The sequence below is a fragment of the Pseudomonas sp. 273 genome, assembly GCF_029201425.1.
GTDB classification, from domain to species: domain Bacteria; phylum Pseudomonadota; class Gammaproteobacteria; order Pseudomonadales; family Pseudomonadaceae; genus Pseudomonas; species Pseudomonas delhiensis.
The window spans coordinates 4631605-4643550 of record NZ_CP116775.1 but is presented as its reverse complement, the minus strand read 5'-3'; the positions used below and the strand labels follow the sequence as shown (position 1 = coordinate 4643550).

Below are 11946 nucleotides of genomic sequence, written 5' to 3'. Positions count from 1 at the left end.
GCTTCACAGGCGCAGTTGGCGGATTGCCCGGCTCAGCTCGCCAGCCAGATCGGCCAGCTCGTGGCTGGTGCCGGCCGAATCCACCGTCTGCTGCACGGTCAGCTCGGTGACGTCGCGGATGCCTACCACCGAGCGCGTCATTTCCTCGGCCACCTGGCTCTGCTGCTCGGCGGCCACGGCGATCTGCGTGTTGCTCTCGCGCATCAGCGCCACCGCCCCGGCGATGGCCGCCAGCGCCTCGCCGGCCTCCTGGGCCTGCTCGACGCAGCCGTCGGCCTTGATCGAGCTTTCCTGCATGAACTCCACGGCGTCGCGGGTGCCGGACTGCAGCGCGTTGATCATCTGGGTGATCTCGTCGGTGGAGTCCTGCACGCGCTTGGCCAGGTTGCGCACCTCGTCGGCCACCACGGCGAAGCCACGGCCCATCTCGCCGGCACGGGCGGCCTCGATGGCGGCGTTGAGGGCGAGCAGGTTGGTCTGCTCGGCGATGCCGTGGATGACGCTGACCACGCTGCTGATCTTCTGGCTGTCCTCGGCCAGTTGCTGGATCATCTGCGCGGTCTGCTGCACGCCCTGGGACAGCCCGGCGATGGACTGGCCGACGCGGCCGACCACCTGCTGGCCGGCGCCGGCCAGGCGGTCGGCTTCCTGCGACTGGTCGCGGGTGTCGGCGGCGTGCTGGGCGATGTGGTGCACGGTGGTGGACATTTCGTTGATCGCGGTGGCGGCCTGGTCGGTCTCGCTCTGCTGGCCGAGCATGCCCTGGCGCACCTGGCCCATGCTCTGGGCGAGGCTGCGCGCGCCTTCGTCGAGGCGCCCGGCGGCTTGCGCCACGGTACCGACCACGCGCTGGTAGCCGGCCTGCATGGCGTTGAAGGCGGTGGCCATCTGGCCCACCTCGTCGTGGCTGTCCAACTGCACGCGGGCCGAGAGGTCGCCGCTGCGCTCGACGTGGAGCATCACGTCGCGCAGCTTCAGCAGGTGGGTGAGGATGAAGCGGATCAGCAACTGCGAGGCGGCCAGCAGGGCCAGCATCAGCGCCAGCACCGCGCCGGCGTAGGCCAGGGCGCGTTCGCTGAACACCTTCCAGAGGTCGGCCCCGGGGGCCAGCACCGCGATGCGCTGGCCGTCGCCCGCGTCCTGCACCCAGGCGCCGGCCAGCGGGCCGAGGCGGCCGGAAACGCCGTTCAGCTCGACCCAGCCGTTGCCGCGGGCCAGGGCCTGGGTATCGACGCCGGGCAACTGCGGGGCGCTGCCGCTGGCGAAGCTCAGCAGGTTGTCGGCCGCGGGTAGCGCCGTGCCGGCCGGCCAGCCCTGCAGCAGCCGGGCCTGGGCCTCGGCGCCCTGTCGGGCGGCCTGGTTGTGCGCGTCCACTTCCTGGTGCATGGCGAACAGCACGAGCAGCAAGGTGGTGAAGAAGGCGACCGCGTTCACGGCCCAGAACTTGTACTTCAGTGAGATATCGCGGATCCAGGCGCCCATGGGATGCTTCTTGTAGTGGGAATGATGGCTTTTGGCCTTCATTCTCGTTGAAGAGAAGAAGTCTGCCTTGATGGGGGTCAAGACAGCTTCGCCTCCCAGGTTAGCGTCGCTTCCCGGACATTCTTGAGGGGTATTCGTCAGCCTTGTTCGACAATTTCCGGCAGGCCGAAGAAACGCCGGGCGCAGGCCGTGGTATGGGCGGCCAGGTCGTCTTCCGTCTCGCCGCGATGCAGGGCGGTGACGCGCAGCACCTCGGGGAGGAAGGCCGGCTCGTTCTGCCCGTGCCTGGGCTTCGGCCGCAGGCTGCGCGGCAGCAGGTAGGGCGCGTCGCTCTCCAGCATCAGGCGGCCGCGGGGGATTTCCCGCACCAGCTCCTGCAGGTGGGTGCCGCGGCGCTCGTCGCAGATCCAGCCGGTGATGCCGATGTGCAGGTCGAGATCGAGATAGTTGTAGAGCGTGCGCCGCTCGCCGGTGAAACAATGCACCACGGCGGCCGGCAACGGGTCGCGGAAGCCCTTGAGGATGGCCAGCAGGCGCTCGCCGGCGTCGCGCTCGTGGATGAACACCGGGCGCTGCAACTCCACGGCCAGGGCCAACTGTTCCTCGAAGGCCTTTTCCTGTTGCGGCCGCGGCGAGAAATCCCGATTGAAGTCAAGGCCGCATTCGCCCACCGCGCGTACCCTGTCCTCCGCCAGCAGGCTGCGCAGGACGGCGGCGCTGGCGCTGTTCCAGTGGCTGGCGTCGTGGGGGTGGACGCCGGCGGTGCAGAACAGCCGCTGGCCGCCTTCGTCGCGTTCGCGGCACAGGCGCAGGGCGGCTTCGCTTTCGTCGAGGCTGGTGCCGGTCAGCACCATCTGCGCCACGCCGGCGTCGATGGCTTGCTCGATGACCGCCGGCAACCGGTTGGCGAAAGTCGGGTGAGTGAGGTTGACGCCAATGTCGATCAGTTGCATGGTTCACCGGGGTCTGAAGATGTTTGATCACGAACCGCGTTGCTGCGTCAAATGGCGCCAGGTTAGGCGCGGGACGCCGGGAATGGTGCCCCCTTGCCAAGTCCCGCAACGACGCATGGCGCCATTTGCCGCGCAACCCGAAGGGACGGGCCTGTTTTTGTGCGGTACGTCGTTACTCGTCGTTTATTTGGAATGCCAAACCGCTCTCCTCGCGCCTAGTCCCGCACAAAAACAGGCGCCGTCGCGGTCGTGATCAAACATCTTCAGACCCCTGTGGATTCGGGCGAGCAGCATAGCAGAATCCCCTGTTTTCTTAAGAAAGTCTTAAAAAACAGCCTGTTGAATGCACTTGTGAAAGTGCTTCGGGAATTTTGGATTGGCATCGATCTCCACCTGTGAGACGCTCGCGCCCCTTTTTCGAGGCCGGGAACTTGTGGAGGACGCCGGTTTCTCAGGACCGCCGGCGAATGACCACTCCTTGGAGACCTGGATGACGCGACTGTTGCTGCTCACTCTCTGCTTGCTGGCATGGCTGCCGCAGCCGGCCGCCGCGCGCCTGACCAGCCAGCCGGACAACTGGCAGCACGAGAGCGCCGGTACCCGCGACCTGGCCACCATCCGCAGCAGCGGCGTGCTGCGCGTGCTGGTCAACCAGAGCCGCAACAGCTCCGGCGAGATCAAGGGCGAGCCCATCGGCGTCGAATACAACCGCCTGCGCGCCTTCGAGCAATACCTCAACGACAACGCCCCCGGGCGCAAGCCGCTCACCCTGAAGTTCATTCCCAAGGCCAAGGACCAGTTGCTGGCCGCGCTGCTGCGTGGCGAGGGCGACCTGGTCGCGCCCGGCGAGGTGCTGGTCGCCCGCGACGGCCAGGACGTCGCCGCCAGCCTGCCGTGGCGCCAGGAAGTGCCGCTGGTGCTGGTCTCGCGTCAGGGCAACAGGCGCTACGCGCGCCTGGAGCAACTGGCCGGCAAGCGCATCGCCCTGGCCCCCGGCAGCGCCGCCGGCGAGGCCATCGGGCAGGTCAACGAACGCCTCGCGCAACGCCGCCTGGCGCCCATCGGCATCGACTGGGTGGACCCGTCCCTGGCGGTGGAAGACGTGCTGGAGATGGTCCAGGCCGGCATCTACCCCTGCACCGTGGTGGAGCAGCCGATCGCCGAGCGCTGGGCCAAGGTGTTCAAGAAGCTCCGCATCGACCGCCACCTGGTGCTGGACAACCGCCAGAACATGACCTGGTACGTGCGCCGCGACGCCTCCATGCTGCACGCCAGCGTCGACCGCTTCCTCAAGGACTACCGCGCCCCGGCGGAGCAGGACGGCAACTTCCAGCGCCTCTACCGCCATGCCTACCAGGTGCGCAACCCGCTGGAGAAGGGCGACCGCAAGAAACTGGAGGCGGTGCGCCCGACCCTGCAGCGCTTCGCCGAGCAGTACCGCCTCGACTGGCTGGCCCTGGCCGCGGTGGCCTACAAGGAATCCAACCTCACCCCGGGCGCCCGCGGCGCGTCCGGCGCCACCGGGCTGATGCAGGTCACCCCGGCGGCGGCGCGCAGCGTCGGCCTCAGCTCGGTGGAGGGCAAGGAGAACAACGTGCAGGCCGCCAGCAAGTACCTGGCCATGCTGCGTCGCGACTACTTCAACAGCCCGCGCATGGACGAGCACGAGCGCCTGGGCTTCATCCTCGCCGCCTACAACGTCGGCGCCGAGCGCGTCCAGGGCCTGCGCGCCCAGGCGCGCCGCCAGGGCCTGAACCCGGACCGCTGGTTCTTCCAGGTGGAGCGCGTGGCGGCCGAGGAAGTGGGGATGGGCGTGGTGAACTACGTCAGCAGCGTCAACAAGTACTATCTTGCCTATCAGCGGGAGCGCGATGGGTTGGAATCCCGGCAGCGGGTAGCTTCCGTCCAGAAGTGATTTGATCGATCAGATCGATATGTTTGAGCGTGTTTTTGCGCTTTCTATATCGAATTGATGATTTATATTGCGCCTCAAGCAACGACGGTTGCCCCTACCCACTCCCTCTGCACAAGGATGCCCCATGAACGCTCTCGTCAAATCCGTCCTGTCCACCAACGCCGGCGCCGGCCTGGCCGTGCTGCGCATCACCACCGGCCTGACCTTCATGGCCCACGGTTCGCAGAAGCTCTTCGGCCTGTTCGGCGGCCCGGGCCTGTCGGGCATGGCCCAGTGGCTCGAGTCCCTCGGCGTGACCCCCGGCTACCTGATGGCCACCCTGGCGGGCAGCGCGGAGTTCTTCGGCGGCCTGTTCCTGGTGCTCGGCCTGCTGGTGCGCCTGGCCAGCATCCCGCTGATCGTCGCCATGCTGGTGGCCGTGTTCAGCGTGCACATCGCCAACGGCTTCTTCATCACCAACAATGGCTTCGAGTACGCCTTCACCCTGATCATGATCAGCGTGGCCCTGCTCATCAGCGGCGCCGGTCCCTTCTCCCTGGACCGCAAGCTCTCCAGCTGAGCGACCCGGCAGCCATGAAAAAGGCGGATGCCCACCGGCATCCGCCTTTTTCTTTGCGCTTCAGCCCAGCAGGTGCTGCACGCCGCTGTTGATCAGGCCGCCGCCGACCAGCAGGAAGACGAACAGACCGGCGCCCAGCAGCAGCGGTTTGGGACCTTCGCGGCGCAGGTCGCCGAGGCGGGTGGTCAGGCCGAGGGCGGCCATGGCCATGCCCAGCATGACGTCGTCCAGTTGCTGCAGCGGCGCCAGCCAGGCGTGCGGCACCAGGCCCAGCGAGCGCAGGCCGGTGACCAGCAGGAAGGCCACGGCGAAGCCGGGGATGTGCAGGCGGCGCCTGCCTTCGCCGGCCTCGTCGCTGGCGGCGAAGCGCCCCAGGCAGAGCAGGGCCGGGGCCAGCAACAGCACGCGGAGCATCTTGCTGATCAGCGCGGCGTCGGCGGCGGCCGGGTCCATGGCGCGCCCGGCGGCGACCACCTGGGCCACCTCGTGGATGGTCGAGCCGCTGAAGATGCCGAAGGCCTTGGCGCTGCCGAACAGGTTCGGCAGGTGGGCGAACAGCAGTGGGTGCAGGAGCATGGCCAGGGTGCCGAACAGCACCACGGTGGCCACCGCCACGGCGGTGTGCTCGGCGCGGGCGCGCAGCACCGGGCTGCTCGCCATGACCGCGGCGGCGCCGCAGATGGCGCTGCCGGCGCCGATCAGCAGGGCGCTCTCGCGCGGCAGCTTGAGCCAGCGCACGCCGACCCAGGCGGCCACCAGCAGGGTGCTGGCGACCATCAGTACGTCGATCACCAGGGCCGCCGGGCCGAGCGCGGCGATGTCCTGGAAGGTCAGGCGCAGGCCGTAGAGCACCACGCCCAGGCGCAGCAGTTGCTGGCGCGACAGGTCGACGCCGGGACGCAGGCCGCCGAAGCGGGCCAGGCCGAGGTTGCCCAGCAGCAGGCCGAGGAGGATGGCCAGGGTCAGGCTGCCGAGGCCGAGGTGCTGGATGGCGGGGATGCGCACCAGCAGGTTGGCGGCGCCGGCGATCAGCAGGCAGAGCAGGGCGCCGGGGACCAGGTAGGGCGTGCGGCGCAGCAGGGTAGGCATGGCGGGCTCCTTGTGTAAGGTGCTGCCATGGTGCGCGGCGGGCGCTTAGTGTAAAAACGGATTGTTCTTATTGGATCAAACGGTTTTATCGATATGGGCCCGCGAATCACCCTGCGCCAGCTCGCCACCTTCACCGCCATCGCCGAACACGGCAACGTCACCCAGGCGGCCGCCGCCATCGCACTCTCGCAGTCGGCGGCCAGCCAGGCCCTGCAGGAGCTGGAGCGCACCCTGCAGACGCGCCTGTTCGACCGCAGCGGCAAGCGCCTGGCGCTCAACGACAACGGCCGCGCCCTGTACCCCCGGGCCTGCGCGCTGCTGGCCCAGGGCGCCGAACTGGAGACGCTGTTCCAGCATGCGCCGGTGCAACTGGCCCTGGGCGCCAGCCGCAGCATCGGCGGCTACCTGCTGCCGCAGGTGATGGCGGGGTTCCTCGCCGAGCTGCCGGACAGCCGCCTGCAGCTGCAGGTGGCCAACAGCCGCGAGATTCTCGCCGCGCTCTGCGAGTTCCGCCTGGACGTGGCCTACATCGAGGCACCCATCCAGCATCCCCAGGTGCAGTTGCTGCCCTGGGTCGAGGACGAGCTGTTGCTGGTCGCCGCGCCCGACCACCCCCTGGCGCACCTGGCGCAGGTGAGCCCCGGGCAACTGGCGGCGACACGCTGGATCCTCCGCGAGGCCGGCTCCGGCACCCGGGTGACCTTCGAGCAGCAGGTGCTGCCGCGCCTGGGCAGCCTGGCGGCGCCGCTGGAGGTGAGCAATGCCGAGGCGATCAAGCACCTGGTGGCCAGCGGCGCGGGCATCAGCTGCCTGTCGCGGCGGGTGGTCGCGGACGAGCTGGCGCGCGGCGAGCTGGTGGCCTTGGACAACCCCCTGGGGCCGCTGCGGCGCACCTTCTTCCGCGCCCTGCACGTGGACAAGTACCCCACCGCGGGCCTGCGCCGCTTCCTCGATTTCGCCGAAGGCTGGGCGGCGCTCAATCGTTCCTGAGCGGCTCGCCGTCCAGCGGCCAGCGCCCGATGGCCCGGTAGTGCACGCCGTGGGGGCCGTTCTCCGAGCTGTACAGCACCAGCTCGCGGGCCGGCCAGGCGAACCGCGCCGTGGCCTCGGGCGTCCGGCGGCAGTGGCGGGCGAGGGTCAGGTGCGGGCGGAAGGGCCGGCGTTCGGTCTCGAAGCCGCCGACCTGCAGGGCGTCCTGCAGGGCCTGGACCAGGCTGGGCAGCGCTGCTGGAATGCTCGTCGGCGCCAGGTGCAGGATGCCGTTGCGCCAGCGTTCCAGGCGGTCCAGGAACAGTTCGAAGGGCGTGCGCGGCAGGCTCGCGCCCAGGGCCAGCAGCTCGGCCTTGCGGGCCCGCGGCACCGCGCCGAGGAAGGCCAGGGTGAGGTGCAGGTTGGCCGCCGTCACCGGCTGGCCGTCGATGGCCAGGCCGTCGCGCCAGGCGGCCAGGGGCGCACGGATTTCTTCCGGGCAGGGCAGGGCGAAGAACAGGCGCAGGGGTGGGGTGCTCATCAGGGCTCTCTCGTTGGCCGGAAGTCGCCTTGACAGTATCGCCGGGGCTTCTCTAGGATGCCGCACAGCGCCGATTTAAGTAGCAACTTGCGGGGCGCTGGTGCCCCTGGGGCATCGAAATACCGCTAAAGCGCTGGTTCGGTGTGCCTCTCGCCGCGTCCAGCAGGACCCCAGAGGCGGAGACATGACACCATGACCTGTCCCAATCCCCAGGTGCGCCTGGCCCCCATCACCACCGGCCTGCTGCGGCGCAACCCGCGCATCCTCCTGTGTGGCCACCACCAGCCCACCCTGGTCCGCTACCTGGAAGGCTGGCCGAAGCGCTGGCAGGGCTCGCGCACCTTCCTCATCCAGTTCGCCGGCGACCTCGCGGAAATCGCCCGTTTCCCCCGCGATCATTTCGACTTCGCCGTGGTCCAGTCGCCGCGCGCCGAGGAACTGCAGCCGCTGGTCCACGAGCTGACCCGCGTCGCCCGCCAGGGGCTGATCACCCGCCGGCCGCCGGCGTTCTGAGGCCGCGATAGCCGGAACCACCGGCGCGGTTCGCGGATGAGATCTGCTCCTACGCTGCCCCGCCCACGCCATTCCCATGTAGGAGCGCGCCCTGCGCGCGATTCGCGGGCAGGGCCCGCTGCCGGGAGGTACGGCATTTCCCTGTAGGAGCGGACCTTGTCCGCGATTGCGCCGGCAGGCGCAGCACAGGGCCTCGCTCAGGGATAGTCGATCTCGACCACGAACCAGAGCTTCTCGCCCGCCGGCGTGCGCACCAGCACCTCGGCGTCCAGCTCCTTGCCCACCAGGGCGCGGGCCAGGGGCGAGTCGATGCTGATCTGGTTGCTGCGCAGGTCCAGCTCGTCCGGCCCGACGATGCGGTAGCGGGCCTGTTCGCCGTCCTCGTCCTCCAGTGTCACCCAGGCGCCGAAGTAGACCTTGTTCGGGTCGCCCGGGCGGTCGCGCACCACCTTGAGGTTCTCCAGGCGCTTGCGCAGGAAGCGCACGCGGCTGTCGATCTCGCGCAGCATCTTCTTGCCGTAGATGTACTCGGCGTTCTCCGAGCGGTCGCCGAGCGCGGCCGCCTCGCTCACCGCCTGGGTCACCTGGGGCGGCGCACGTTCCACAGTTCGTGCAGTTCGGCGCGCAGGCGCGCCTCGCCTTCGGGGGTGATCAACGGGGTTCCGGCGGTGCGCGGCGGGCGATAGCGGCTCATGGGGTTCCGGCTGTGGCTGGGCAGGCCAGGGAGTCTATCAGCCTTCGCGCAGCAGGCGCAGCGGGCTCAGGGTCAGCGCCCGGCGCGTGCCGAACAGCCCGGCGCCGCCCACCAGCAATGCGCCCAGCAGCGGCAGGCCGAGCAGCCAGGGGTGCGGCCGCCAGGGCAACTGGAACACCAGGCTGTAGAGCAGGTAGCTGATCAGCTCGCAGCCCAGGGCCGCCAGCACGCCGCTCACCGCGCCGAGCAGGGCGAACTCGCTGCGCCGGGTGCGCTGCAGCAGCTCGCGCTCGGCGCCCAGGGCACGCAGCAGGGCGCCCTGGCGCAGGCGCTCGTCGAGGGTGGCCTGCAGGCCGGCGAAGAGCACCACGAAGCCGGCGGCGAGGACGAACAGCAGCACGTATTCCACCGCCAGGGTGACCTGGTCGAGGATGCTGCGCAGCTGGCTCAGCAGCACGTCCACCGGCAGCAGGGTGACGGTGGGGAAGGCGCGGGCCAGTTCGATGGCGCTGCGCTGGTCGCTGGCGGGCAGGTAGAAGCTGGTCAGGTAGGTCACCGGCAGGTCGGCGAGGGTGCCGGGCTGGAAGACCATGAAGAAGTTCGGCTGGAAGTTGTCCCACTTCACCGAGCGCAGGCTCTGCACCTGCACCTCGCGGGTCTGCCCGGCGACGCTGAAGCCCAGGCGGTCGCCCAGCTTGATGCCGAGGTTGCCGGCGAGCTTCTCCTCCACCGAGACGCCGGGCAGTCCGCCCGCCGCGGCATCGCCCCACCAGCGCCCGGCCACCAGCTGGTTGCCGGCGGGCAGCTGCTGCGACCAGGTCAGGCCGAGGTCGCGCTGCAGGGCGCGCTCGCTGCGCACGTCCTCGCTGAGCGCCTGCACCGGCTGGCCGTTCACCGCCACCAGGCGGCCGGGGACCATGGGGAACAGCCCTTCGGCGTTGGGCGAGACCTTGCGCACGCGGGCCTCGAAGGCGTCCTTCTCGGCCGGCAGGATGTTCAGGGCGAAGTAGTTGGGCGCGTTGGCCGGCAACTGGGCGTGCCAGGTGTCCAGCAGCTCGCCGCGCAGCAGGGCGATCAGCGCCATGGCCAGCAGGATCAGGCCGAAGGCCAGGCTCTGCCCGGCGGCGGCCAGCGGGTGGCGCAGCAGCTGGCCCAGGCCCAGGCGCCAGGGCAGGCTGGCGCGCGCGAGCAGGCGGCGCAGGCTGTTCAGGGCGAACAGCAGCAGGCCGCCGAGCAGGGCCGCGGCGACCACCCCGCCGCCCAGCAGGGCCAGGGTCAGGCGCAGGTCCAGGCTCAGCCGCCACATGATCAGGCCCAGCGCCAGCAGCGCGCAGCCGTAGGCCAGCCAGCTGCGCATGGGCACCGGCAGCAGGTCGCTGCGCAGTACCCGCAGCGGCGGCACCCGGCCCAGGGCCGCCAGAGGCGGCAGGGCGAAGCCGGCGAGGGCGACCAGGCCGGTGGCGACGCCGGCCAGCGCCGGTACCGGCCCGGCCGGCGGAATCTGCGGCGGCAGCAGGTCGCCCAGCAGTGTCACCAGGCCGAGCTGCGCCAGGTAGCCGAGCAGCGCGCCCAGCAGGCTGGCGGCCAGGCCCAGGCTGAATAGCTGCAGCCCATAGAGAAGCAGGGCTTCGCGACGGCTCAGGCCCAGGCAGCGGAGCAGGGCGCTGGCGTCGAAGCGGCGGGCGGCGAAGCGGTTGGCCGAGAGCGCCACCGCCACGCCGGCGAGGAGGATGGCCGCCAGGCTGGCGAGGTTCAGGTAGCGCTCGGCGCGTTCCAGGGCGTCGCCGATCTGGCGGTTGCCGTGGTGCGCGTCGAGCAACTGCTGGTTCGCCGCCAGCCCCGGTTCCATCGCGCGGCGGTAGGCCTGCAGGGCTTCGCCGTCGCCTTCCCAGAGGTCGCGGTAGCGCACCCGGCTGCCGGGCTGGACCACGCCGGTGGCGTCCAGGTCGCGCAGGTTCATCAGCACCCGCGGGGTAAGGCTGTAGAAGTCGCCGGCGCGGTCCGGCTCGTAGGTCAGCACGCGGGCGATGCGCAGGCCCTGGCGGCCGATCTCGATGCTGTCGCCGACCTTCAGGTCGAGGCTGGTGAGCAGGCGTGCCTCCACCCACACCTCGCCGGGCTGCGGGCGCCCGCCGGCGCGTTCCGGCTCCAGGGGCGCCGCCGCGCTCTTCAGCTCGCCGCGCAGGGGGTAGCTGTCGTCCACCGCCTTGACGCTGCTCAGCTGGATGCCCTGGTCGGTGGCGATGACGCTGGAGAACTCGACGCTGTAGGCGTGCTTCAGGCCCAGGCGGTTGCCGCTGTCGACCTGTTGCGGCGCGGCCGGCTGGGTGCCGCTCAGGACCAGGTCGGCGCCGAGGAATTCCGAGGCGCGCACCAGCATGGCGCCGTTCAGCCGCGCGCTGAAGTAGCCGATGGCGGAGCTGGCGGCCACCGCCACCAGCAGGGCGAAGAAGAGCACGCGCAGTTCGCCGCTGCTCCACTCGCGCAGCAGTTGGCGCAGGGCCAGGCCGAACAGGCGCGACAGCGGCAGCGATTTCATCGGCTCAGGGCTCCGCGTGGTCGATCAGGTGGCCGCTTTCCAGGCGGATCTGCCGTTGGCAGCGGTGCGCCAGGCGTTCGTCGTGGGTGACCAGGACCAGGGTGGTGCGGCGCTCGCGGTTGAGCTCGAAGAGCAGGTCGCTGATGCGCTCGCCGGTGGCGCTGTCGAGGTTGCCGGTGGGCTCGTCGGCGAACAGCACGTCGGGCTCGGCGGCGAAGGCGCGGGCGATGGCGACGCGCTGCTGCTCGCCGCCGGAGAGCTGGCGCGGGTAGTGGGTCAGGCGCTGGCCCAGGCCGACGCGCTCGAGCAGGACACGGGCGCGCTCGCGGGCGTCGCCGCGGCCTTCCAGCTCCAGGGGCAGCATCACGTTCTCCAGCGCGTCGAGGCTGTCGAGCAGCTGGAACGACTGGAAGACGAAGCCGACATGGGCGGCGCGCACCCGCGCGCGCTGGTCCTCGTCCAGCTCCGCCAGGCGGTGTCCGGCCAGTTCGACGCTGCCGCCGCTGGGCTGGTCCAGCCCGGCCAGCAGGCCGAGCAGGGTGGACTTGCCGGAGCCGGAGCTGCCGACGATGGCCAGGCTGTCGCCGCGCTGCAGGGCCAGGGAGAGGTCGTGGAGGATGGTCAGCTCGCCTTCCGCGCTGGGGACGACCTTGCTAAGGTTGCGCGCGGTGAGAATGCTTTCGCTCATGGAG

The 11946-nt window shown here is 70.2% G+C and carries 10 protein-coding genes and 1 pseudogene; 4 read left to right on the top strand and 7 right to left on the bottom strand.

Features of this window, described 5'->3' with window-relative positions:
- Window positions 1-3: 3 nt before the first annotated feature.
- Together PKO50_RS21125 and PKO50_RS21120 are read right to left on the bottom strand one after the other, a co-directional pair.
- Entirely contained in the window at window positions 4-1482 is a 1479-nt protein-coding gene (locus PKO50_RS21125) for a methyl-accepting chemotaxis protein (protein ID WP_275627149.1), read from the bottom strand.
- A gap of 137 nt (window positions 1483-1619) precedes the next feature.
- Complete coding sequence (locus tag PKO50_RS21120; RefSeq protein ID WP_275627148.1) at window positions 1620-2435, bottom strand: TatD family hydrolase; 816 nt, start codon at window positions 2433-2435, stop codon at window positions 1620-1622.
- Window positions 2436-2925: 490 nt separating this feature from the next.
- Between PKO50_RS21120 and PKO50_RS21115 the strand changes: the two genes are divergently transcribed.
- Both PKO50_RS21115 and PKO50_RS21110 read left to right on the top strand, forming a co-directional pair.
- A complete protein-coding gene (locus PKO50_RS21115; protein ID WP_109933158.1) occupies window positions 2926-4350 on the top strand; it encodes a transglycosylase SLT domain-containing protein in 1425 nt (474 codons plus the stop codon).
- Between the two features lie 124 nt (window positions 4351-4474).
- Entirely contained in the window at window positions 4475-4909 is a 435-nt protein-coding gene (locus PKO50_RS21110) for a DoxX family protein (RefSeq protein WP_089391711.1), read from the top strand.
- Between the two features lie 60 nt (window positions 4910-4969).
- Here PKO50_RS21110 and PKO50_RS21105 read toward each other — a convergent pair whose 3' ends face one another.
- Window positions 4970-5998 (bottom strand): YeiH family protein, encoded by a 1029-nt coding sequence (locus tag PKO50_RS21105; protein ID WP_275627147.1) that lies wholly within the window; start codon window positions 5996-5998, stop codon window positions 4970-4972.
- A 93-nt stretch (window positions 5999-6091) separates the two neighbouring features.
- On the opposite strand from PKO50_RS21105, the gene PKO50_RS21100 reads away from it, so the two are divergent.
- Window positions 6092-6988, top strand: a complete 897-nt coding sequence (locus PKO50_RS21100; protein ID WP_109933156.1) for a LysR family transcriptional regulator — start codon at window positions 6092-6094, stop codon at window positions 6986-6988.
- On the opposite strand, the gene thpR is transcribed toward PKO50_RS21100, so the two are convergent.
- A complete protein-coding gene (gene thpR / locus PKO50_RS21095; protein WP_275627146.1) occupies window positions 6975-7508 on the bottom strand; it encodes an RNA 2',3'-cyclic phosphodiesterase in 534 nt (177 codons plus the stop codon). The genes PKO50_RS21100 and thpR overlap by 14 nt on opposite strands.
- A 192-nt stretch (window positions 7509-7700) precedes the next feature.
- Here thpR and PKO50_RS21090 point away from each other — a divergent pair, with 192 nt between their 5' ends.
- Window positions 7701-8021, top strand: coding sequence for a hypothetical protein (locus PKO50_RS21090; RefSeq protein WP_109933154.1), 321 nt, complete (start codon window positions 7701-7703; stop codon window positions 8019-8021).
- A 197-nt stretch (window positions 8022-8218) separates the two neighbouring features.
- On the opposite strand, the pseudogene greB reads toward PKO50_RS21090, so the two are convergent.
- The 3 genes and pseudogenes from greB to PKO50_RS21075 form a co-directional block, all read right to left on the bottom strand.
- A pseudogene (greB, locus tag PKO50_RS21085) lies at window positions 8219-8715 on the bottom strand (transcription elongation factor GreB).
- A 37-nt stretch (window positions 8716-8752) separates the two neighbouring features.
- Window positions 8753-11245: an ABC transporter permease gene (locus PKO50_RS21080; protein WP_275630508.1), complete on the bottom strand. Its 2493-nt coding sequence runs from the start codon at window positions 11243-11245 to the stop codon at window positions 8753-8755.
- 13 nt (window positions 11246-11258) lie between these two features.
- A complete protein-coding gene (locus tag PKO50_RS21075; RefSeq protein WP_109933153.1) occupies window positions 11259-11942 on the bottom strand; it encodes an ABC transporter ATP-binding protein in 684 nt (227 codons plus the stop codon).
- Between the last annotated feature and the right edge of the window lie 4 nt (window positions 11943-11946).

Bases quoted from the DNA above. Each gene is read 5' to 3' on its own strand.
- PKO50_RS21125 (WP_275627149.1), bottom strand. From the start codon at position 1,482: ATGGGCGCCTGGATCCGCGATATCTCACTGAAGTACAAGTTCTGGGCC.
- PKO50_RS21120 (WP_275627148.1), bottom strand. From the start codon at position 2,435: ATGCAACTGATCGACATTGGCGTCAACCTCACTCACCCGACTTTCGCC.
- PKO50_RS21115 (WP_109933158.1), top strand. From the start codon at position 2,926: ATGACGCGACTGTTGCTGCTCACTCTCTGCTTGCTGGCATGGCTGCCG.
- PKO50_RS21110 (WP_089391711.1), top strand. From the start codon at position 4,475: ATGAACGCTCTCGTCAAATCCGTCCTGTCCACCAACGCCGGCGCCGGC.
- PKO50_RS21105 (WP_275627147.1), bottom strand. From the start codon at position 5,998: ATGCCTACCCTGCTGCGCCGCACGCCCTACCTGGTCCCCGGCGCCCTG.
- PKO50_RS21100 (WP_109933156.1), top strand. From the start codon at position 6,092: ATGGGCCCGCGAATCACCCTGCGCCAGCTCGCCACCTTCACCGCCATC.
- thpR (WP_275627146.1), bottom strand. From the start codon at position 7,508: ATGAGCACCCCACCCCTGCGCCTGTTCTTCGCCCTGCCCTGCCCGGAA.
- PKO50_RS21090 (WP_109933154.1), top strand. From the start codon at position 7,701: ATGACCTGTCCCAATCCCCAGGTGCGCCTGGCCCCCATCACCACCGGC.
- PKO50_RS21075 (WP_109933153.1), bottom strand. From the start codon at position 11,942: ATGAGCGAAAGCATTCTCACCGCGCGCAACCTTAGCAAGGTCGTCCCC.